At 60.0% G+C, this 21,595-nt stretch carries 15 protein-coding genes, 2 pseudogenes and 1 riboswitch; of the genes and pseudogenes, 10 read left to right on the top strand and 7 right to left on the bottom strand.

The window, feature by feature from the left end:
- Positions 1-30 precede the first annotated feature (30 nt).
- The 3 genes from DN824_RS16960 to DN824_RS16970 form a co-directional block, all read right to left on the bottom strand.
- Positions 31-501 carry a tripartite tricarboxylate transporter TctB family protein gene (locus DN824_RS16960; RefSeq protein WP_138409591.1) on the bottom strand — a complete coding sequence of 157 codons (471 nt, stop codon included), beginning with the start codon at positions 499-501 and terminating at the stop codon, positions 31-33.
- 27 nt (positions 502-528) lie between these two features.
- Entirely contained in the window at positions 529-1,503 is a 975-nt protein-coding gene (locus DN824_RS16965) for a tripartite tricarboxylate transporter substrate binding protein (protein ID WP_138409592.1), read from the bottom strand.
- Between the two features lie 113 nt (positions 1,504-1,616).
- Positions 1,617-2,768 carry a mandelate racemase/muconate lactonizing enzyme family protein gene (locus tag DN824_RS16970; protein ID WP_138409593.1) on the bottom strand — a complete coding sequence of 384 codons (1,152 nt, stop codon included), beginning with the start codon at positions 2,766-2,768 and terminating at the stop codon, positions 1,617-1,619.
- 236 nt (positions 2,769-3,004) lie between these two features.
- Here DN824_RS16970 and DN824_RS16975 point away from each other — a divergent pair, with 236 nt between their 5' ends.
- The 3 genes from DN824_RS16975 to DN824_RS16985 all read left to right on the top strand — a co-directional run bounded on the left by DN824_RS16975 (position 3,005) and on the right by DN824_RS16985 (position 6,641).
- Complete coding sequence (locus DN824_RS16975) at positions 3,005-4,051, top strand: LacI family DNA-binding transcriptional regulator (RefSeq protein WP_138409594.1); 1,047 nt, start codon at positions 3,005-3,007, stop codon at positions 4,049-4,051.
- Positions 4,052-4,167: 116 nt separating this feature from the next.
- Positions 4,168-5,877: an IlvD/Edd family dehydratase gene (locus tag DN824_RS16980; RefSeq protein ID WP_138409620.1), complete on the top strand. Its 1,710-nt coding sequence runs from the start codon at positions 4,168-4,170 to the stop codon at positions 5,875-5,877.
- Between the two features lie 62 nt (positions 5,878-5,939).
- Positions 5,940-6,641, top strand: coding sequence for a fumarylacetoacetate hydrolase family protein (locus DN824_RS16985; RefSeq protein ID WP_138409595.1), 702 nt, complete (start codon positions 5,940-5,942; stop codon positions 6,639-6,641).
- 128 nt (positions 6,642-6,769) lie between these two features.
- Here the strand turns inward: DN824_RS16985 and metE are convergent, their stop codons facing one another.
- Positions 6,770-9,061 (bottom strand): 5-methyltetrahydropteroyltriglutamate--homocysteine S-methyltransferase, encoded by a 2,292-nt coding sequence (gene metE, locus DN824_RS16990; RefSeq protein ID WP_138409596.1) that lies wholly within the window; start codon positions 9,059-9,061, stop codon positions 6,770-6,772.
- Positions 9,062-9,379: 318 nt separating this feature from the next.
- Positions 9,380-9,579, top strand: a riboswitch (cobalamin riboswitch).
- A 52-nt stretch (positions 9,580-9,631) separates the two neighbouring features.
- Between metE and DN824_RS16995 the strand changes: the two genes are divergently transcribed.
- The 4 genes from DN824_RS16995 to DN824_RS22500 all read left to right on the top strand — a co-directional run bounded on the left by DN824_RS16995 (position 9,632) and on the right by DN824_RS22500 (position 14,039).
- Positions 9,632-10,312 carry an energy-coupling factor ABC transporter permease gene (locus DN824_RS16995; RefSeq protein WP_138409597.1) on the top strand — a complete coding sequence of 227 codons (681 nt, stop codon included), beginning with the start codon at positions 9,632-9,634 and terminating at the stop codon, positions 10,310-10,312.
- Positions 10,313-10,761: 449 nt separating this feature from the next.
- The gene (locus DN824_RS17000; protein WP_138409598.1) at positions 10,762-13,101 is read left to right on the top strand and encodes a KAP family P-loop NTPase fold protein; all 2,340 of its coding nucleotides are present in this window, start codon (positions 10,762-10,764) and stop codon (positions 13,099-13,101) included.
- Between the two features lie 122 nt (positions 13,102-13,223).
- The gene (locus DN824_RS17005; protein ID WP_138409599.1) at positions 13,224-13,844 is read left to right on the top strand and encodes a tyrosine-type recombinase/integrase; all 621 of its coding nucleotides are present in this window, start codon (positions 13,224-13,226) and stop codon (positions 13,842-13,844) included.
- Between the two features lie 54 nt (positions 13,845-13,898).
- Positions 13,899-14,039 carry a hypothetical protein gene (locus DN824_RS22500; RefSeq protein ID WP_158295396.1) on the top strand — a complete coding sequence of 47 codons (141 nt, stop codon included), beginning with the start codon at positions 13,899-13,901 and terminating at the stop codon, positions 14,037-14,039.
- A 274-nt stretch (positions 14,040-14,313) separates the two neighbouring features.
- Here DN824_RS22500 and DN824_RS17010 read toward each other — a convergent pair.
- A pseudogene (locus DN824_RS17010) lies at positions 14,314-15,287 on the bottom strand (IS5 family transposase).
- A 420-nt stretch (positions 15,288-15,707) separates the two neighbouring features.
- Here DN824_RS17010 and DN824_RS17015 point away from each other — a divergent pair.
- Genes DN824_RS17015 through DN824_RS17025 form a run of 3 tightly spaced genes read left to right on the top strand, consistent with a single transcriptional unit; the run spans position 15,708 to position 19,474 of the window.
- On the top strand, positions 15,708-16,859 hold the full coding sequence (locus tag DN824_RS17015) for a hypothetical protein (protein ID WP_241666723.1): 1,152 nt from the start codon (positions 15,708-15,710) through the stop codon (positions 16,857-16,859).
- On the top strand, positions 16,860-17,339 hold the full coding sequence (locus tag DN824_RS17020; RefSeq protein ID WP_241666724.1) for a three component ABC system middle component: 480 nt from the start codon (positions 16,860-16,862) through the stop codon (positions 17,337-17,339). It begins immediately after the preceding gene.
- Positions 17,336-19,474 (top strand): DUF3732 domain-containing protein, encoded by a 2,139-nt coding sequence (locus DN824_RS17025; RefSeq protein WP_138409601.1) that lies wholly within the window; start codon positions 17,336-17,338, stop codon positions 19,472-19,474. The genes DN824_RS17020 and DN824_RS17025 overlap by 4 nt, the downstream gene beginning before the upstream one ends.
- A gap of 268 nt (positions 19,475-19,742) precedes the next feature.
- On the opposite strand, the pseudogene DN824_RS17030 reads toward DN824_RS17025, so the two are convergent.
- Both DN824_RS17030 and DN824_RS17035 read right to left on the bottom strand, forming a co-directional pair.
- Positions 19,743-20,629: pseudogene (locus DN824_RS17030) on the bottom strand (NmrA/HSCARG family protein).
- Between the two features lie 27 nt (positions 20,630-20,656).
- Complete coding sequence (locus DN824_RS17035) at positions 20,657-21,592, bottom strand: NADP-dependent oxidoreductase (protein WP_138409602.1); 936 nt, start codon at positions 21,590-21,592, stop codon at positions 20,657-20,659.
- Positions 21,593-21,595 lie beyond the last annotated feature (3 nt).

The raw sequence follows: 21,595 nt of genomic DNA on the forward strand, positions 1-21,595 counted from the left end.
AAAGCCTCGCCGAATGGAAATGGACGGTGATCAGGAGATCGCCGGTGGGAGCAGAGGCACGGGAAGCCCCAGGAACTGAACGAACACCAGGCACACGATGGCCACCAGCGATGCGGTGCCGATCAGCGCGAAGCGCACCGACACGGTACGGATGACCAGCAGGGCCGCGCCCATGAACAGCACGGTCGCCAGCACGTAGCCCAGGGTGTTGATGAGTGCCACGTAGGCGATCGCCAGCGCGAAGACCCCGGCTGCCGCCAGATAGCGCGGGCGGACGGCGACAGCGCCGTCCTCCCCCGCCGTCGCCGCCCCGCTCGCTCCTGCCGCGGTGCGCGAGCGCAGCAGCTCGGTGGCGATCATCGCCACCGAGAGCAGCGCCACGATCACCGAATAGATCAGCGGCATCTCGGCCGCCCCGTGGGGGTAATGCCGTGCGTTGACGAAAAACAAAGCCGCCAGGGCGATACCGAAAAGCCCGAGCAGCAACCTGTGCTTATTCATGGATGCTTCCTCTGGTTGGCGGCGGAACTACTGCTTGTCGGCCACGTCCTGCCAGATGCCCTGGAATTCCTTCTCCATGCGCTCGAACATCGCGCCGTACTCGTCGCCGGTGACGATGTCGATATTCAGGGCGCGCTTCTTCGCGTCGGCGAGGAAGGCCTCGTCATTGCGCAGCGCCTCGAAGGCGGCGATCAGCTGATCGCGGGCCTCGTCCGGAATGCCGGCCGGGGCGCTGTAGCCACGCGAGGAACCGGCGACCACGTCGATGCCCTTCTCCTTGAGGGTGGGCACGTCGGGCATGTCCTCGATGCGCTCCTCGGAGAACACCGCCAGCGCCTTGAGGTTGCCGCTCTTGACCTGGCTGTAGACGGTGCCGACGTTGTTGAAGCTGACGTCGATCTTGTTGCCCATGGCGGCGGTGGCCGAAGGACCATCGCCCTGGAACGGCACCTTCTTGAACGACAGGCCGGTGGCCTTCTCCACCATCAGGGTGGTGAAGTAGTCGTCGCCGCCCATCCCGGAGTTGCCGACGGTGATCCGCCCGGGCTTTTCCTTGGCTGCGGCGATCAGGTCTTCGAGGGAGTTGATCGGGCTGTCCTTGGCGACCACGGCGATCCCCGGGTCGGTGACCACGTTGGCGATCGGGGTCAGCTCCTTGATGTTGTAGGTGATCGCGTCGTTCATGATGTAGTTGGTCATCAGCATCGGCGTGTTGGTGATGCTGATCACCGTGCCATCCTTCTTCGACTGCTTGGCCAGGCGCGTCCAGGCGATGGCGCCGGTGGCCCCCGGGATGTACTCGTTGACCATGTTGATGCCGAGCGTCTTGCTCACGTAGGGCTGCACCAGTTGCGCCAGCACGTCGCTGCCGCCGCCGGGCTTGAAGCCCTGCAGCACGGTGACGTCCTTGCCGGCGACGTACTCGGCCTGGGCGTTGAAGGACAGGGACACCGCGGCGGTGGCGGCGAGAATGGCAGCGGACAGTTTCTTGTTGATCTTCATTTGCGCTGACTCCAGTTTCTTGTTGGATTGTTATCGTCCGGCGCGAGGCCGGCGTACTGGGGAGGCCACGACGCATGCGTCGCGAGCCTCCTGTGGGTGTCGCCTTCTACCTCTCAGCGAGTGTTCTGCACGTTCAGCCAGGGGCCGCCCGCGGTGTTGAGCGAATAGCGCGAGACGGCCTGCTCGTCGAAATCGAAGCCCAGGCCCGGGGTCTGGTGGAGCTTGATGTAGCCGCCTTCCTGCTCCAGCTGGCGGTCGATCAGGCGGCGGAAGTTGAGCACCTGGTCGTCCCAGAAGAACTCCACGTAGCGCGCGTTCGGCGTGGCGGCCACCAGCGGCGCATGGACGTCGTGGAACCAGTGCGGGTACATCGGCACGCCGTAGCCGGCGGCCATGGCGGCGATGCGGCGCCATTCGGTGATACCACCGCAGACCACCGCGTCGGTCTGCAGGATGGCCGCGCCGCCCTTGTCGAGCAGCTCCTTGTGCCGCCAGCGGCCGACCTCCACCTCGCCGGTGGCCACCGGGATCGGCGTCGCCCGGGCCAGGCGCGCGTGGCTGTCGATGTCGTCGACCAGGAAGGGCTCCTCGACGAAGGCCGGGTTGTAGCGCTCGAAGCGGCGCACGTACTGCAGGGCCTCGGTGACGTCGCTCCAGCCGTTGTTGACGTCGAGCATCAGGTCGATGTCCGGGCCGATGGCCTCGCGCGCCGCGGCGACCCGCGCCTCCTCGTCCTTGGGCGAGAGGCGGCCGGTTTTCATCTTCACCGCCTTGAAGCCGAGCGAGACGTAGTGCGCCATCTCCTCGCCGAGCAGCTCGGGGGTCTTGCCGTCGAGGTAGTAGCCGCCGCTGGCGTAGGCCAGCACGCGGTCGGGGCTGGCCGCGCCCAGGTAGCGGTGCAGCGGCAGGCCGGCGCTGCGCGCGTTGAGGTCCCAGAGCGCGGTGTCGAGGATGCTGATGGCGCGCATGACCACCCCGGCGCGGCCCTGCAGCAGGGCTTCCTGGTACATCTCGCGCCACAGCGCCTCGACGTCCAGCGAGTCGCGGCCGATCAGCACCGGCGCCAGCAGTTTTTCCACGGCGATCGGCAGCAGCTCGCCGCCGGCGCTGCCGACGTAGCAGAAGCCGATGCCGGTCACGCCGTCCTCGGAGGTGACCTTGACCAGGCCGTAGTCCCGGGCGGACACGGTGCGATTGGAGAATGAGGTGACGCGGTCGAGCGGCACACGCGCCGCGCAGACGGAAATGGAGCGAATGACAGCCATCTTGTTTTCCTTGTTTTCGGCGGTGGAACGGGGACGCAAGCGCCCGATGTAACCGGTTTCATCGCGGCGGGAACGCGGGCTGCAGAGCCTCGGAGGCAATAGGGCGATCCCTTCGAGGTGCCTTTGTAACCGCTTACATTTGCGAAAAATTGCGATGTAACCGTTTACAAAAACCTAGTTTCGGTTTTTCCTAATGTCAACAGCCGATTCAGTTCGGTGCCTGCCGAAGATCCCCGATGACCTCATCCGCCCGTCCCACCTCCTCCCTGCTTTCCGGTGCCGGCCTGCGTGACGTCGCCCGCCTCGCCGGGGTGTCGACCGCCACCGTATCGCGCGTGCTCAACGGCAGCGCCACGGTCAGCGACGACAAGCGACAGGCCGTCCAACGCGCCTGCGACGAGCTGGGCTACGTGCTCAACGCCGCCGCCCGCACCCTCTCCTCGCGGCGCAGCATGACCATCGGCGCGGTGGTGCCGACGCTCGCCACCGAGACCTTCTCGCGCCCGCTCGCCGCCTTCCAGCAGACCGTGCACAAGGCCGGCTATACGCTGCTGGTGGCCAGCTTCGGCTTCGACGAGCAGGTCGAGCTGAAGGAGGTGCAGACCATGCTCGAGCACGGCGTCGATGCGCTGATGGTGGTCGGCCGCACCCACGACCCGAAGATGTGGCAGCTGATCGAGAACAAGGGCATCCCCTGCGTGCAGGCCTGGACCCAGGACGACACCCGCGCCAGCGTCGGCTTCGACAACGTCGAGGCGTCGCGGCGCATGGTCGAGCACCTGCTGGAACTCGGTCACCGCGATTTCGCCATGCTGGTCGGCGAGCCCTCGTTCAACGACCGGGTCGGCGACCGGATCTTCGGCACCCAGGCGCGCCTGGCCGAGGCCGGGCTGGAACTGCCGCCTCACTGGCTGCTGGAAACCAACCTGACCCTGGAAGACGGCATCGCCGCCACGCAGCGCCTGCTCGACGGGCCGACGTTGCCGACCGCGGTGATCTGCGCCAACGACCTGCTCGCCTTCGGCGCGCTGCTCGCGGCCAGGGAAGCCGGCGTGCGGGTTCCCGAGCAGCTCTCGGTGGTCGGCTTCAACGACTTCGACTACGCCCGCCACCTGTCGCCGCCACTGACCACCATTCGCGTCGAGCTGGAACAGATCGGCGCCCGCGCCGGCACCTACCTGCTCGACGCGCTGTCCGGCAAGCCCCACAGCGGCCCCATCGAAGTCACCACCGAGCTTGTGGTGCGCAAAAGCTCCGGACCGGCCCCCGCCTCCACCGGCTGAGGCGCTCGCGCCCGGCCAACACCTCGCCTGCCGTACGCCTCGGCACCTACAACAACAATCGAGAGGTAATCCCCGTGAACGACGACCAGAAGCCCGGCAACACCCCCGCCCAAGGCATGCGCAAGGGCCTGACCAACTACGGCGACGCGGAATTCTCGCTGTTCCTGCGCAAGGCCTTCATCAAGGGCGCAGGCTATTCGGACGATGCGCTGAACCGGCCGATCGTCGGCATCACCAACACCGGCAGCGGCTTCAACCCCTGCCACGGCAACGCGCCGCAACTGATCGAGGCGGTCAAGCGCGGCGTGATGCTCGCCGGCGGCCTGCCGGTGGACTTCCCCACCATCTCGATCCACGAGAGCTTCGCCCACCCCAACAGCATGTTCCTTCGCAACCTGATGTCGATGGACACCGAGGAGATGATCCGCGCCCTGCCGATCGACTCGGTGGTGCTCATCGGCGGATGCGACAAGACCGTCCCGGCTCAACTGATGGGCGCCGCCAGCGCCGGCGTGCCGGCGATCCAGCTGGTCACCGGCTCGATGCTCACCGGCTCGCACCGCGGCGTGCGCGTCGGCGCCTGCACCGATTGCCGACGCTTCTGGGGCATGTACCGCGGCGAGGAAATCGACCAGCAGGAAATCACCGAGGTCAACGACCAGCTGGTGGCCAGCGTCGGCACCTGCTCGGTGATGGGCACCGCCAGCACCATGGCCTGCGTCACCGAAGCCCTGGGCATGATGCTCCCCGGCGGCGCCACGCCACCGGCGGTCACCGCCGATCGCATCCGCATCGCCGAGCGCACCGGCGCCCAGGCCGTGGCGATGATCCAGGCCGGCATCACGCCCGACCGGATTCTCACCAAGAAGGCGTTCGAGAACGCCCTGATGGTGCTGCTCGCCATCGGCGGTTCGACCAACGGCATCGTGCACTTGGCGGCGATCGCCGGGCGTTGCGGCATCCGCATCGACATGGACGAGGTCGACGCCCTCGGCCGCGATATCCCGGTGCTGGTCAACCTCAAGCCGTCCGGCACCCACTACATGGAAGACCTGCACAAGGCCGGCGGGCTGGCGCCCGTGCTGCGCGAGCTGCGGCCCTTCCTGCACCTGGACGCGCTGACGGTCACCGGACGCACGCTGGGCGAGGAACTCGATGCGGTCGCCGCCTTCGCGCAGGACGTGGTGCGCCCGCTGGACAAGCCGATCTACCCGCAGGGCGGCATCGCCTTCCTGCGCGGCAACCTGGCGCCTGAGGGGGCGATCATCAAGCAGTCGGCGGCCAGCCTCGAGCTGATGGAGCACGAGGGCCGCGTGGTGGTGTTCGACGGGCTGGAAGACCTGGCGCAGCGCATCGACGACCCGGACCTGGACGTCAACGCCGACGACATCCTGGTGCTCAAGAACATCGGCCCCAAGGGCGCTCCAGGCATGCCGGAAGCCGGCTACATCCCGATCCCGCGCAAGCTGGCGCGCGCCGGCGTGAAGGACATGGTGCGCATCTCCGACGGCCGCATGAGCGGCACGGCCGGCGGCACCATCATCCTCCACGTGACCCCCGAAGCGGCCGTCGGCGGCCCGCTCGCGCTCATCGAAAGCGGCGATCGCCTGCGCCTGAGCGTGCGCGAGCGCGCCCTCGACCTGCTGGTCAGCGACGAGGAACTGGCCCGCCGGCGCGATGCGCTCAGCCTGCCGGCGCCGCGCGAGGGCGACGGACGCGGCTACCGCAAACTCTTCCTGGACACCGTCACCCAGGCCGACAACGGCTGCGATTTCGATTTCCTGCGCAGCCTCAACGAACACGGCAGCATCCCGCAGCAACGCTGAACCCTGCGCCGCCCCGCGGTCGCGGGGCGGCTCCGAGCAACACGCCAACCCTGGAGCGACACATGAGTTCGTCCGAGCAGACCGACTACCTCTTCACCCCCGGCATCCCGAGCCTGGCCATCGCGGACAGCGGCCAGCGCTTTCCGGTCCGGCGCATCTACTGCGTCGGGCGCAACTACGCCGATCACGCCCGCGAAATGGGTCACGACCCGGACCGCGAGCCGCCCTTCTTCTTCACCAAGCATCCCGACAGCCTGCTGCCCGACGGCAGCGAATTCCCCTACCCGCCAGGCACCGAAAGCGTCCACCACGAGATCGAACTGGTCGTGGCCATCGGCCGCGGCGGCTCCGACATCCCGGTCGAGCAGGCGCTCGAGCACGTCTACGGCTACGCCGTGGGCCTGGACATGACCCGCCGCGACCTGCAGGCCGAAGCGAAGAAAATGGGCCGCCCCTGGGCCGTGGCCAAGGGCTTCGACCACGCCGCCCCCTGCTCCGCGCTGGTACCAGCCGAGAAGATCGGCCACCCCACCGAAGGCCGCATCTGGCTCGACATCAACGGCGAAACCCGCCAGGACGGCGACCTCGCCGCGCAGATCTGGAGCGTGCCCGAAGTGGTCGCCTACCTCTCGCGCCTGTTCGTCCTCGAACCCGGCGACCTCATCATGACCGGCACCCCGGCCGGCGTCGGCGCCGTGCAGCGCGGCGACACGCTCAGCGGTGGCGTTGAGGGTGTGGGGACGTTGAAGATCACCGTGGGTTAAGGAGTTGGGTCTGCCGTTACGTGACGTGCCGGCAAGCGGACGCAGCGCCGTTACGTGCAGCCCGCTTCCGTCTCCAGACCTGAAAAAAGAAACGGAGCGCGAGGCTCCGTTTCGTCCGTACCGACGGCTCAGACCAGCTCAGCGCGCAGCTGGCGGGCGGCGGCCACCATGTTCACCAGCGCCGCCTCGGTTTCCGGCCAGCCACGGGTCTTAAGACCACAGTCCGGGTTTACCCACAGGCGCTCGGCCGGTACGCGCTGGGCGGCCTTCTTCAACAGGCGGACCATCTCCGCGGGGTCCGGCACGCGCGGCGAGTGGATGTCGTACACGCCTGGACCGATCTCGTTCGGGTACTCGAAGCGCTCGAACGCATCCAGCAGCTCCATGTCCGAGCGCGAGGTCTCGATGGTGATCACGTCAGCATCCATGGCGGCGATGGACTCGATCACGTCGTTGAATTCGCTGTAGCACATGTGAATGTGGATCTGGGTTTCATCGCGCACGCCAGAGGCGCTCAGGCGGAACGATTCGGTGGCCCAGTTCAGGTATTCCTGCCATTGCGCCTTGCGCAGCGGCAGACCTTCGCGGAAGGCGGCCTCGTCGATCTGGATGATCTGGATGCCGGCAGCCTCCAGATCGACCACTTCGTCGCGGATGGCCAGGGCCAGCTGGCGCGCCTGCTGCTCGCGGGAAATATCGTCCCGCGGGAAGGACCACATCAGCATGGTCACCGGGCCGGTCAGCATGCCCTTCATCACCTTGCCGGTGCAGCTCTGGGCATACGTGATCCATTCGACGGTCATCGGCCGCGGACGGCTCAGGTCGCCGTAGATCACTGCCGGCTTCACGCAGCGGGAGCCGTAACTCTGCACCCAACCGAAGCGGGTGAAGGCGTAGCCATCGATCTGCTCGGCGAAATACTCGACCATGTCGTTACGCTCGGCCTCGCCGTGCACCAGCACGTCCAGGCCCAATCGTTCCTGAATGCCTACGGCGTGGCGAATCTCGCTGTGCATCGCCTCGGTGTATTCGGCAGCGGAGAGCTTGCCGGCCTTGAACGACTGGCGAGCCAGACGAATGGCCGAAGTCTGCGGAAAGGAACCGATGGTGGTGGTCGGGAAGGCCGGCAGATCCAGGCGCGCGCGCTGCACGTCGATACGGGTGGCGAACGGCGAAAGGCGCTGGCTGTGACACGGAGTGACGGCTGCCAGGCGGGCCTGGACGGTCGGTTTGTGAATACGCGGCGAGGTGGCGCGGCTGGCCTGCACGGCGCGGCTCTCGGCCAACGCGGCCTGCACCTCGGCGTCCTGCGGATCGTTCAGCGCGGCCGTGAGCACGGCCACCTCGCGGCACTTCTGCACGGCGAAGGCCAGCCAGCTCTTCAGTTCAGCGTCCAGCTGGTCCTCGCGGGCCAGGTCGACCGGGCTGTGCAGCAGCGAGCAGCTCGGAGCGACCCACAGACGGTCACCGATGCGCTCCTGGGCCTGTTGCAGCACCGTCAGGGTTTTTTCCAGGTCGGCACGCCAGACGTTGCGGCCGTTGACCACACCGAGCGACAACACCTTGTAGGGCGGCAGTCGGTCGAGGATCGCCGGGAACTGTTCCGGCGCACGCACCAGGTCGATGTGCAGACCGTCCACCGGCAGGCCAGCGGCCAGGCCGAGGTTGTCCTCCAGGCCAGCGAAATACGTGGCGATCAGCTTCTTGCCAGGCTCTTTCTGCAACAGGTTGTAGGCACGCTCGAAGGCGTTCTTCCAGTCCTGGGGCAGGTCGAGGACAAGAATCGGCTCGTCGATCTGCACCCACTCGACGCCCTGGGCGGCCAGGCGCTGGAAGATCTCGCCATAGACCGGCAGCAGGCGCTCGAGCAGGTCGAGACGGTTGAAGTCGCCTCCTTTCTCCTTGCCCAGCCAGAGATAGGTCAGCGGGCCAATCAGCACCGGCTTGAGGTCGTGGCCCAGGGCCTTGCCCTCTTCCACTTCCTCGAACAGCTGCTCCCAGCTCAGGCTGAATTGCTGATCGGCGGAAAACTCGGGGACCAGGTAGTGGTAGTTGGTGTCGAACCACTTGGTCATTTCCTGGGCGTGGGCGCCGCCGCAGCAGGCGTTGCGAGTGACGCCGCGGGCCATGCCGAACAGGGTTTCCAGGGTCGGCTTGCCCCCTTGCACGTGGAAGCGCTCGGGAATCACGCCGAAGGTCAGCGAGTGGGTCAGCACCTGGTCGTACCAGGCGAAGTCGCCGACCGGCAGCAACTCGATGCCGGCGTCCTTCTGGACCTGCCAGTGCGCAGCGCGCAGCTCGCGGCCTACGGCGCGCAGGCCGGCTTCGTCCAGCTCGCCTTTCCAGAAGGCTTCCTGTGCCTTTTTCAGTTCACGGTCGCGACCGATACGCGGAAAGCCAAGGTTATGTGCCAATGCCATGTGAATCTTCCATCGAAAATTGAGTTGGAAGAATTGTCGGCACCGGACATACATGAGACAAACTAAATTTATTTGTACTTAAGACAAGTTTTACTCATGAACCATGTGCATTCTGCCAAGCGCTGCGAGAACGAACGGCTTACCCGTTGCGCGAGCCAGAGGGGACGCCCGAGCGCACAGCCGTTGGCGGAGCAGCGGGCAGCGTATCGACTCGACGATACGAGCGCATGCCCTCGCCAGCCGCGCCTTCCGACAAGGACGCCCTCCTACGCCACACGCCCTAGCCTTAATGCTTTCTGGGATTTTCCCCGGCCCTTCACTACAGTAGCGAGCGATGGTTTTGATCCTTCGGGATCGAACTAAAAGGGAATGAGGTGCGAGTCCGTACGATCAATAACTCAGCTGCCCCCGCAACTGTAAGCGATGAGCGATGCCCGAGAACCACTGGCTTTTGGCTGGGAAGGTGGGTGGAGCGATGACTCGCGAGCCAGGAGACCTGCCATCGACACCGGCGGTTTGCCGGTCCCCCCAACCATACGTTCCGCGCGGTGGGCGCGGTGGAGTTTCGACATGCATATCGAACCGGGCGTCGTTGATGGCGCCAAGATACTTCTCAGTTACGCCACTGCGGTCGGGGCCTTTGGCCTCGCCGGCAAGATGGCCCTCGACAGCGTCCGGCATAACGGCGGCGTCGCGGCACTGACGGTACGCAGCCTCATCACGACCGCATTGGTGTTCTGCTTCTTCGAGGTATTCCCCCACCACGCGGTAGGGGTTTCGGAAGTTCATCTGATCCTGGGATCGACCCTGCTACTGATGTTCGGCGCGGGCGCCTCGGCGATCGGCCTGGCTCTTGGCCTGCTGATTCAGGGCGTTTTCTTCGCCCCGTTCGATCTGCCTCAATATGGGATGAACGTGACCACACTGTTGGTACCGCTCTGGGGTATCAACTCGCTGGCGCGTCGTATCATTTCCCGGAACACCGCCTACGTCGACACGAGCTATAAGCAAGCATTGGCGCTGTCCACGGCATATCAGGGCGGGATAGTGGCCTGGGTAGCGTTCTGGGCCCTTTATGGCCATGGCTTCTCTACCGAGAATCTGGCGAACATCGGCTCGTTCGGCATCGCCTATATGAGCGTCATCTTGCTGGAGCCACTGGTTGACCTCGGCGTACTGGCCGCTGCCAAGGCCCTGGCCCGATACAGCCGCGGCCCGATCTTCAACGTGCGCTTGCACCAGCCAGCCTGAACTCCCCGCCGCGAGCCTTAAACCGGCCGTGTCCTACAGGCACGGCCGGCAGGGCTCAGCTGTACTCCCGAGTCAAACAGTCGCTTTAAATACGCCTGCATCCGCAAGCAATTGCATCAGGTTTTCCGGCCATACCGTTTCACTCGTCGTCGATAGCTGCTGGGCTGACCGCCAGTGATGACCAGGCGGAACGACAAGCCAGGACGTGTGACTGGCTGCTAGCGGCCAGGAGCGGACGGTTGGTTGACTCCTTAGCCTTCTGAATAGCAGCATGCGGGCCTTCAACCGATGCAGGAATGCCGATGGCCCGTAGCGCTGATTTCTCCAGTGACGTGGCTAGCAGAGACGTCGCCCTCATCTTCCTGTGGAGTCGTAGCTTTCGGCCTTAAAAATGCTATGAACTCGTTGACCACTCAACGCGCGTTGCGCCGGACGGAAGTTTCAGCACCATGACCAGACTATTGGCCCATCTGTCAGCGTGGCGCGCCCGTCGCCGAGCAAAGCTTTACAACGATGCCGCTCCCGCCAATCAACCGATTGGCGAAATCGGATCGGAGGCACCGATTCGAAAGAGCTCCGAGGATCGCCTTAGGAGAGCTGATTTCGCGGACCGTATAGCCGGCGTACTCTCGGAGCTTAGTCCGCTCGAAGGCAGAGTGTTCGCAATCCGCGGCGGATGGGGCTTTGGCAAATCATCCCTAAAGAACCTAATCACTGAACGACTTGAAGTTAGAAACGATGACACGGCCTGGCTTGACTTCAATCCCTGGCAGTGGGGTGATAGCAGCGCAATATCTCGTGCGCTCTTCGGTCAAATCGCTGATCGACTGGGGGGCGAGCACTCCAAGGCGGAGCTCGCTCGTGCCGAAGCGCTGCGACGATACGGGAAGATCCTTACCGGAGTTAGCGCTCCCCTTAAAAAGGCCAGTGGTTCCAATCACATCATTTCGTCAGTACTGACGAGCGCTTCAGTACTCTTCGTCGCGTCAGCCATAGGCTTTGATCTTCCGACAGCTGCGAAAGTCGCGGCCGCTCTTGCCGCCCTTTCCGTTGGCACGTCCCTTCTCGGACGCACGCTGTTGCATCTCGGAAGGGACAGAAGTGAAGAGCCGCTCGACAAGGTACGCGAAGCACTGGACGCACGACTTCGCGAACTCCATCGTCCATTAATCGTTTTTGTTGACGATATTGACAGGCTCGAACCCGAGCAAATTCGGGTTCTCCTCCGGCAGGTAAAAGCAAACGCCAATTTACCCAATATCGTCTTTGTGCTGCTGTTCCAGCCCAGCATCATAGAACGAGCGCTTGATCCGGTCGCTGACGGCGATGGTCGCGCCTTCCTCGAAAAAATTGTGCAAGCCAACTTTGATCTGCCTGCCGTACCAGTGTCGGTCGTGCATCGCATTTTTTTGGAGGAGCTATCCCAGTTGGTAGGCCGCTATGCGACGGAGTCGAACGGTTTTTCGCAAACACGCTGGGGTAATGCCTTGATCGGGTGCATCCAACCCCGCCTACGCAACATGCGAGATGCTCGCAGATTGCTCTCGTCCATCGCTGTTCACGTGCCGCTACATGTATCCGGCGACGTTTTCGAAGTGAATATTGTGGACTTCTTAGTTCTGGAAGCTCTACGAGTCTTCGAGTCAGATCTACACGAGGCGCTGTTTAGAGAAAGGGCGCTGGTTCTCCAGGAAGGGCGTTTCCGCCGTGACGGCCGGCAGGATGCAGAAAAAGAGGCAGCCGAGCGATTTCTTGAGGTCGTGCCGGAGGCGCGTCGCGCCCTCGCCCGAGACACGATCAAAGAGCTTTTTCCGCCTCTCGAGTGGGCGTTCGGTGGCACAAACTATGGTGACGGTTTTCATCTCAATTGGCTGGCGGCAAAACGAGTTTGCTCGCCGCGCTACTTCCCACGGTACTTCGAACTTCAGACTGCACTCGGCGAGTTGTCGGAACGTCGCTTCACCGAATTCCTAGACGCGACTGCGACACATGACGGGCTGGCTGAGATGATCGCAGCGGTCGAAGCTGATGGGTTGTTATCCTCACTTGTTGCAAGATTCGATGAGTCCGTTGATCGCCTTCCTGTAGAGAACGCGGCCGTGTTACTGCCAGGAATGTTCAGCATTGCTCAGAAACTCGTAGGCCTGCGCGGTGGCGGCCTCAGCTCCCCGTGGATTTCCGCGTGGCGAGCGACTTCGTGGTACCTGAAGCGGATTCCGGCAGAGTTACGAGGTGGTCTAATAATTGAGGCGCTTCGCCAGACTCAAGCGCTATCGGTTGCTGCGATACTAATTCACCTGAGTGATCCCTCCGATCAAAAAGAAGGCAAGGCCGATACCTTTGATCCAGCGCTTGATCTCGAGACCGTCGAAGCGATGAAGGAGCTATGGTTGGAGTTGATAAGGGCGCGCGCTGCTGGCGGTCACGCTTTAATTGCTGAGCCGGATCTTGTGTCCCTACTTTACCAATGGAAGGATTATACGGGGTCCTTTGATGAGCCTCGTAACTGGCTGTTGGGCGCTATCAGCACCGACGAGGGCTTTGCAGGTATGGCAACTAGCATGATGAGCACTGGTACAAGCCATTCATGGGGTGATCGAGTCTCCACATTGCATAACTACTTCAACAGAAAAGCGATTGAGGACTTCATTGGTATCGACGTGGCCAAGGCTAGGTTCGACGCGATCAATCCCGCAGACTTCTCGGAACATGAATTGTCCTTGAGGACTTTGCATAATCATCTCGAGGTCTGGCTCGGAATAAAAGAAGGCGACCTTTTCGGCATATAGCGAGGCTATTGAACGGAAAAGAAGACAGATTTATTTCTCTACTCGGACTGTCCGCTCCTGGCCGCTTAGCGACCATAGTTCTGGCAAGCCACCCTTGTCCTCCCTCACGTGGAGGACAAGCCATGAACACCACTGCCACCTTCAGTCACCAGCCTTGGAACAAGGGAAAGCTAATCGGGCAGAAAGCCCCACTCCGGCTCAGCGATATATGGGCCATCAGAGTAAGGCTCCAGATCGCGGAGAGAACCCGGGATCTTGCTCTATTCGACTTGGCTATCGACAGCAAGCTGCGAGCCTGCGACTTAACCAAACTTCGTGTGCGGGACATAGCCCATGGAGAGCACGTTTCGCCGCGAGCCATCGTGATGCAGCAGAAAACTCAGCGACCAGTACAGTTTGAGATCACAGAGCAAACCCGGGCGGCTTTGGCGGCCTGGATACACCAGGCCCAGCTCCGTAACGAGGATTGCCTGTTTCCAAGCCGGTTGCGAGGCTCAGATCATCTCTCCACCAGGCAATACGCTCGAATCGTCAAAGCCTGGGTGACAGCTATTGGCCTTGATCCGGCAATGTACGGCACCCACACGCTGCGGCGTACGAAGGCATCCCTGATCTACCGTAGGACGAAGAACCTGAGGGCAGTCCAACTTCTGCTCGGCCATACGAAGCTTGAAAGTACCGTCCGATACCTGGGCATTGAGGTCGATGACGCCTTGGAAATGGCGGAACAGACCGAGGTCTGACCATGCACAGCGACGGTCGATGCCTGGCCGTCGCTATCCGGCCAGAAGCAGCCAGTGGGCGTCGAATTTCGAGTAGGCTATCTTCACCATCCGAACATCCGGCGCTCAGCAGACATTAAAGACATGACGCATAAGAATTTTCAGGCGATGCGTGAAGAGATTGACACCACGATCGTGGTGACGGTGCTGCATTGAGACCGGGGCTCTGCCATTTTTGGGCCAATCCTCCTTGCCCCTGGCAGCAGCCTCTCGGGCGACGCTTCATCCTGCATACATTACCTCTATATATACGATCTGCGCGGCGCTCGATTTAATCTCCCTTAAGGATGCTCTGAAGTAGCCCGATATTTCTGAGCAACGTCAGCCTCTGCCGATTTTGAAAGCGGTGAACCGATCAAAAACGCTCAGATCACCCGCTCATTTCAGTGCATTCAGCCGTCGCGAGCACCTCGCGGCAGCATTTTCCGCATTAAAGACGCGCCTCTCCTGCATTCAGCAAATGTCGGCGAGCCATCCAGAGGTTCGACAGAGCGAACAGCGTCACCAACTGCGCCGTGTTCTTTGCCAAGCCACGGAAGCGCGTCTTCACATAACCGAATTGGCGCTTGATTACCCGGAACGGGTGCTCGACCTTGGCGCGCACTTGGGCCTTGGCCTTCTCGATCTTGCGCTTGGCTTTGTATAGCGCGCTTCGCTTATCGAGCTTCTTGTAAGTGCTGCGGCGTGCCGCCACCTGCCAGATAACCTTCCGCCCTTCATGCTCCGGACGCTTTTCAACACCGGTATAGCCCGCATCAGTGCTCACCACGTTCTCGTCGCCGTGCAGCAGCTTATCGACCTGGGTGACGTCCGCCACATTGGCTGCCGTTCCCACCACGCTGTGCACCAGACCAGACTCAGCATCCACGCCGATATGCGCCTTCATGCCGAAGTAGTACTGGTTGCCTTTCTTGGTCTGGTGCATTTCCGGGTCGCGCTTGCCGTCCTGGTTCTTGGTCGAACTCGGCGCGTGGATCAGCGTAGCGTCGACGATGGTGCCCTGGCGCAGCGACAGACCGCGATCACCCAGGTAGCCGTTGATTACGCCGAGGATGCCAGCTGCCAGTTCATGTTTCTCCAGCAGGCGCCGGAAGTTGAGGATGGTGGTTTCATCGGGGATGCGCTCCAGACTCAACCCAGCGAACTGGCGCAGGATGGTGGTCTCGTACAGCGCTTCCTCCATCGCCGGATCGCTGTAGCCGAACCAGTTCTGCATCAGATGGACGCGCAGCATCGCCATCAGCGGATAGGCCGGGCGACCGCCGTCGCCCTTGGGGTAGTGCGGTTCGATGCAACCAAACCCTTCCACGGCACCACCTGATCCATCTCGATCAGGAACAACTCCTTGCGAGTCTGCTTGCGCTTGCCGCCGTACTCGGCGTCGGCGAAGGTCATCTGCTTCATCGGGAAACTCGGGCAACGGGATCGGCGTATTTCACCAGAAACGGGAAGTCTTCTTCAGGATTTCCCTTAACTGCGGTCTTCGATGCTTCAAGAGCCATTTTGGCGTAAAGATTAACTGTTCGAGGACATCAAAACTCTCTGCAGAAGAGCCGTTAGGGTCGACTTGATCAGCAGCGGCACCAGCTGCCCCCAGTTAGTTCGGGCTCTCCAGCTTCTTTGCTAACAAAAGGCCATCACGATAGAATCCAGTAAGCGCTCACTGGAATACTGTATATAAAAACAGCCCCAATGATTGGTCTACTTGGCCTCTGCGCTTATAGCGGTTTTTCTTATTGCTGGATGAGACTTGCCAGGGTGGCTGTATCTCACGCTCCTGGTGAAATTCACCTTGTCACGACAATAACGTGATGGGCGGAGGACGTGTTGAATAAGCTCGCTAATAATGCAACGAGATTACTCGAAGCCATTTCCTATCAATTGATAGTGACGCTGGAGTATTGCCATGCTCTGGCTAAAGGGCAAACCCTTTGGCTTGAATATTATGGCGACGTCACTGTAAGCGGCGAGGTTCAGGTTGAAGTAAAGGATTTTGTCGAAGACTTGACAGACGGCCACATTAATTTCTGGAATACACTGAAAAACTGGATGTCGCCCAGTTTTAAACAGGCTAAGTATTCTGAGTTGATCTTGTTGACTACACAGACATACGGTGCCGCTTCAAAGCTTCGTCACTGGAACCATTCGACGGTTCAGGAGAAGCTAGATTTTCTACAGGGTGTCCTTGAGCAAAGCGAGGCCAGGATTGCAGCCTCAGGGGATAAGCCGTCGCGGGCTGTCCAAGCTCAGCGGTTTGTGATGGCTGAAGAAAGAAGGGAGACACTGCTGGATGTTATCGAGAAAGTCCACATCCTTACCGATGAGCCTAATTTAGTCACGCGTGCTGAACACGTAAAAAGTGTGTACTGCAAGGGGGTGCATCCTGAGAAACATGACGATTATTTCCGGGCTATGATGGGGTTCTTGATTGATCCTGAAAAATCCAGGAATGGTTGGAAGGTTACCTATGAAGACTTTGACTTACAAATCGCCTCACTAAATTCGTTGTATGGTCGGCACTCTCGAAGATTTCCAGTCGTGGATAAGAGCCTATTCAAAGACAAGGTGGGCGACCCTTCATATTTAGATCGTCTGTTTGTAAAGAAGCTTCATGAAATTGAATATCCAACAAAAGTTCCTACGGCGATTTTGGAACACATGGTCGCTGTGTACACCATCAGTAGTGAGCTCCAAAGATTCAACCTAGAGAAGGATGATATTGATCGCTACAAAGAAGAACAGCTAAACCGTCATGTAAGCCTTAGGGCTGCGGCAATGAGGAGATGTAGCCGTGAGCCTAAAGAGTACTGGTGTGATGAGTCAAAGAGTTTCTTCGATCTTCGCTGCGGTGAAACCCCAGACAAAATACCCACCTTCGATGATACAAGCTTAGATTTCCGCAATGGCATCTGGCATATGCTTGCTGATGACGAAGATGAAGTGGATTCTGAAAAACTTCATTGGAGACTCTGGTAAATGGACGTTATGGGAATGAAGGTTCCAGCATCTGATCATATCCACACGCTGCATCGAAGCCCATTTATAATGGCTCCAATTATTCATGCCTTCTATAGCGAACTAAAACCAAGCCCAAATAATATTCTATTCAGCTACCTTATTCTTCCCCTTGTGCTTCATGAACCCACATCCGCTTATTTATACCGTTTGAGCACGCGTAGCAACTGGCGAACCATGATCTCGGATAAGACCAGGATATCAGGAGTGCATAAGAGAATCCAGACTCTGCGAGAGATCACTAACGTCACTATCATGAGCCTTGAGAGTGCTGGATATTTAGAGATTGACGAAAATTTGGCTGTAAAGCCGACCACCAAGAAATTTCCACAACTGCAGGGTGTGGAGAGAAAGATTGCATCGGCTCGAAAGCTTGCAGGGGTAGTGGAAGATAGAGAGCCACAGTATATATATAAGTCGCTAGGGATTGCTCAGTTATGAAGTGCTTCGTCAAGTCGGTTGGCGTCATTGATCACGACAATGAAATACACAAGGTAATATTCAAGCCAGGCTTGAACGTCATTACGGGAAAATCTTCGATGGGCAAAAGCGCCATCATTGAGATTTTTGACTTCTGCTTCGGCAATAGTGATAACACTATCCCCAAAGGGGTCATAACGCAGCGCTCAAAATATTACTTCACTATCCTGCAGTTTGAGAGCCAAACTGTCGTTCTGGCTCGTGACAGAATTAGTGACCGAGTCTTCATTAGTGAGGTTCCTGGCGCACTAGATGAAATCCTCACCAGGATGAATGAGCCTAAAAAGTTCTTCAGCCCTAATTTGTTTCTCCCTTTGCGTGACTTCAAGAAAGAACTAGGCCGGCATTTTGCGGTAACAATGACGGATATTGATGAGGATCAAAGTGGCAGGGCATTTGGCAAGAGCAAAAGCGCGACACCCTCTGTTCGTAGCTTTGTCTCTTTCATGTTGCAACACCAGAATCTTGTGGCTAACAAACATGCTCTTTTCTATCGTTTTGACGAGAAGGAAAAACGTGAGCAGGTTATTGATCACCTCAAGATATTCATGAATTTTGTGGATCAAGATTATTTCTGGTTGTCCCAGGAATACAATGCTCTTAAGGCAGACCAAAGGAAGCTTGAGGCACAGATACCTAAGAACAAAGATGCAAAAGACAAGTTCATCACGAGAGTAGATGAATTGCTTGCAGAGTATAAGTCTGCCGCAGGCACTCCTTTAACTGCGTTGACGGGATCGCAGATTGCAGCCAGCCTCAAGTCCTCGCTTGAGAAAATCAGTAATGCTAATGTTCGAATTGATAGCCAGGCAGACGATTATGCCGTACAGAAAAAAGAGCTAGAACAGCAGAGGTCAAGTCAAACTCTAGTGGTTCGTGAGCTTAACGATCAATTAAGCGCTGTCAGGTCTTCAATTAGTTTCACCGAGGACTTTGCAAAAAATATAAGCGAAATTCCTCTGCCGGAATATGCAGAGGTCAAAGAGGCGCACTGTCCATTTTGTGACTCACCTAGCCAGCATGTTGAACACGAAGCGAATAAGCTTACTGATGCCATTGACTGGATGAATAAAGAACTTAGAACCTCCTCCTATGCGCGCGAGAGCTTTCGTGAAGAGGAAGGGCGGATTCTATCCAAGTATAAAGAAGAAAAGGAGAAGCTATTAGGCATTCAGGCCAAGATTGCTCAGCTGGATAAGCAGGTACACGATCTTAAGAAGAAAAAGACAGTTGACGAGATTGCACTACGCGTCAAGCATCGAATTGAAATAATTATTGAGGATTACGCCAGTAGACCGAAACATGAAGTCGACGGCACTTTGCTGACCATTAAGAATAAGCTTCTGGAAATTAAGCCACGCTTAGACGCTTATGATGTGCCCAATAAGATGAATGATCTAAGCGGCCTGATTAACAGTGAAATGGCTCGCATAGGCGCCGGGTTCGACTTTGAGGAAGCTTACAAGCCGATCAACCTCAAGTTCGACTTGCACAACTTTGATCTATGGCATGAAAGCACTGAAATGGGGAGCGTATATCTGCGTTCAATGGGCAGCGGAGCGAACTGGCTGTATTCGCACTTAACCTTATTTCTAGCCCTCCATTCTGTATTTGCGTTGAAACATGAGGAGGGATGCAAAATACCCCCTATCCTTTTCCTCGATCAGCCAACACAGGTGTATTTCCCTGCAAAGATTGATCATGGCCAGGCATTTGACGCAAAAGCACTGGCCGCGCTCACGAATACGACGGCAAGAGTAGATGCAGATCTACAGTCGGTCACCAACATGTTCGACAAGCTCGTCGAGTTCTGCCAGCAAACAAAAGACGCGACTGGAATCATGCCGCAGATCATCGTGACCGATCACGCCGACGAACTGGAGCTGAATGGCGATGCTACGTTCGAGTCCTTCGTGCGTGCTACTTGGCGTACGCGCGGATTCATTGCCGACCGCATCGCAGGCGCTCCTGCAGAGCCCGTAGATGAAGAGGTTGTAGCGTCACAGGCTCAGGATTCTACTCAAGCTTCGACTGACGACTCCGGTGAAGATCTGGCTGGAGACCCTGCAGAAGATACGACCGGGAGCCCTGCGTAAGAGCCTGTTTGAGGAGACGCTGCCGAAGGCAGTTAGACTGTGTTGAATGGCTGTATGCAGTGGCCGCATTTCGCTGGACGCCTGGTCACCCCGCTCGGCTAACCCCGTTCCGGTAGACATCCCCGACCTATGCTTTGGTCCTGTGAGCGTTTATGACAGGCAGCTTCTGGCCGTAAGCCGCCGGTTAATCATCTGTCCCATCGACCCCGGCGGATCCGTCCAGCAGGATCAAAAGCGTCTAGCGACCTCGTCTGAGGCGACGCGACGCTCAGGTCCCACCAATGGCCTCACGAACGAAGCCCTCGTAGCTACGCAGCGGTCGTCCCAACATGGTTTGCAGCCGCTCCACCGCCCCTTCCGTGCCTAGCATGCCGTGCTTCTGGATGCCGGCCATCATCAAGCGCATGTCGTAGGCCATCCACGAGGGGCCGAACGAGGCCATCTGTGCTTCGAAAGCCGCCACGTCGTCGCCGCCGTAGGAGATTTCACGGCCCAGGGCGGCACTCCAGACCTGCGCCGCCGAGTGGCCGGTCAGCACGTTCGGGCCGACCAGTTCCAGCGTAACCCGCTCGAGCGCGCCGGGGGCGTTATCGCGCCGGGGGCGTTATCGCGCCGGAGCAGTTCCGCGACGGCAATGTCCGCGATGTCGCGCGTGTCGATCATCGAGACGCCCGCCGAGCCGATCGGCATCGGATAGACGCCGTAGTCCTGGATGGCCTGCTGAACCATGAATTCGTTCTGCATGAAGTAGGCCGGGCGCAAGATGGTCGCGGGGATGTCGAGGCTTTCGATCATGCGCTCGACGGTGTGCTTGCCGGTGAAGTGAGGCACATTTGTGTACCTGTCGGCATGGATCACCGAGAGGTAGACCACCCGCTCGATGCCCGCTTCCCGGGCGAGGTTGAGCGTGATGAGGGCCTGGGTCAGCTCATCGGGCGTGACGGCGTTCAGCAGGAACAGCGTTCGCACCGATGAAAGCGCGGCGCGTATGGAGGGCACGTCGGTCATGTCTGCGACCACGTCGGTGACACCTTGCGGAAAGGCCCGCTTACCTGATTGGCGAACGAGGGCCTTGACCTCGGCGCCGGCATTGGCGAGGCCCTGAACGATGAGTGAACCGATCGTGCCCGTGGCACCTGTAACAAGAATGCTCATGTGAAAGCTCCCGTGTTGGATGGAGGGTTAGCGCGAGAAATCCGCCACGACCTTGCCGGCTCGCGAGGCGATGCGATTGCGTTCGATGGCCAGAGGAATGTCGGCAAAGCCGACCACCTCGCTCACCCGCGATTTCAGTGCGCCACGTGCGACGTCGGAGGCCAGGGTTTCCAGAAGCGCGGCGTCCGGCTTGTTCATGAACCACAGGCCACGCCGCCCTGCCGGCGTACGGGCCAGGATGTCCGGTGACGAGGTACCGACGATGACGCCGTTCGGCGCCAGCACCTGCCATGAGCGATCGAGTACTTCACCCCCGACGTAGTCGAGCACCAGGTCGATATCCCGGACGACGTCCTCGAACCGTTGCGCCTGGTAGTCGATGACATGATCGGCCCCCAGGCTGCGGACATAGTCGAGATGAGCGGCGGCCGCCGTTGCGAACACTTCGGCGCCCGCCTGCCTGGCGAACTGCACGGCATAGCCGCCCAGGCCACCGGCCGCACCCTGGATCAGAATTCGCTGCCCCTGGCGGATCGGCCCCGCATGGTGGAGGCTCTGCCAAGCCGCCACGGTTGCCACCGGGAGCGCGGCAGCCTGGACGTCATCCAGCGCGTCCGGCGTGCGGGTCAGGTTCGCCTCGTTGACTGCGACGAGCTCGGCATAGGCGCCGAGCCCGCCCAAGGGACCCATGACGCGATCGCCGACACGAAAGTGGGAGGCTTCGCTGCCGACGGCCTCGACGACGCCTGCCAGCTCGATGCCCAGCACAGCCGGCAGTTGCAGCGGAAAGGCGTCTCGCACATAGCCCTCCCGGACTTTCCAGTCGAGGGCGTTCACGCCCGCGGCGCGGACCCGAACCAGGACCTGGCCTTGTGCCGCTTCTGGCTTGGCGATCTCGGCCACTTCGACGGCATCGACGCCGCCGTAGGTCCGGATCAGTACGGCGCGTTGGATGGTGCTCATGGG

Origin of the sequence: Stutzerimonas nosocomialis, assembly GCF_005876855.1 — a bacterium.
Classification (GTDB): domain Bacteria; phylum Pseudomonadota; class Gammaproteobacteria; order Pseudomonadales; family Pseudomonadaceae; genus Stutzerimonas; species Stutzerimonas nosocomialis.

Excerpts from the sequence above, each read along its gene's own strand:
- metE (WP_138409596.1), bottom strand. The coding sequence starts at position 9,061 with ATGGCATTGGCACATAACCTTGGCTTTCCGCGTATCGGTCGCGACCGT.
- DN824_RS17025 (WP_138409601.1), top strand. The coding sequence starts at position 17,336 with ATGAAGTGCTTCGTCAAGTCGGTTGGCGTCATTGATCACGACAATGAA.
- DN824_RS17005 (WP_138409599.1), top strand. The coding sequence starts at position 13,224 with ATGAACACCACTGCCACCTTCAGTCACCAGCCTTGGAACAAGGGAAAG.
- DN824_RS16970 (WP_138409593.1), bottom strand. The coding sequence starts at position 2,768 with ATGGCTGTCATTCGCTCCATTTCCGTCTGCGCGGCGCGTGTGCCGCTC.
- DN824_RS17000 (WP_138409598.1), top strand. The coding sequence starts at position 10,762 with ATGACCAGACTATTGGCCCATCTGTCAGCGTGGCGCGCCCGTCGCCGA.
- DN824_RS16960 (WP_138409591.1), bottom strand. The coding sequence starts at position 501 with ATGAATAAGCACAGGTTGCTGCTCGGGCTTTTCGGTATCGCCCTGGCG.
- DN824_RS17020 (WP_241666724.1), top strand. The coding sequence starts at position 16,860 with ATGGACGTTATGGGAATGAAGGTTCCAGCATCTGATCATATCCACACG.
- DN824_RS16985 (WP_138409595.1), top strand. The coding sequence starts at position 5,940 with ATGAGTTCGTCCGAGCAGACCGACTACCTCTTCACCCCCGGCATCCCG.
- DN824_RS16995 (WP_138409597.1), top strand. The coding sequence starts at position 9,632 with ATGCATATCGAACCGGGCGTCGTTGATGGCGCCAAGATACTTCTCAGT.
- DN824_RS17035 (WP_138409602.1), bottom strand. The coding sequence starts at position 21,592 with ATGAGCACCATCCAACGCGCCGTACTGATCCGGACCTACGGCGGCGTC.
- DN824_RS16975 (WP_138409594.1), top strand. The coding sequence starts at position 3,005 with ATGACCTCATCCGCCCGTCCCACCTCCTCCCTGCTTTCCGGTGCCGGC.
- DN824_RS16965 (WP_138409592.1), bottom strand. The coding sequence starts at position 1,503 with ATGAAGATCAACAAGAAACTGTCCGCTGCCATTCTCGCCGCCACCGCC.
- DN824_RS16980 (WP_138409620.1), top strand. The coding sequence starts at position 4,168 with ATGCGCAAGGGCCTGACCAACTACGGCGACGCGGAATTCTCGCTGTTC.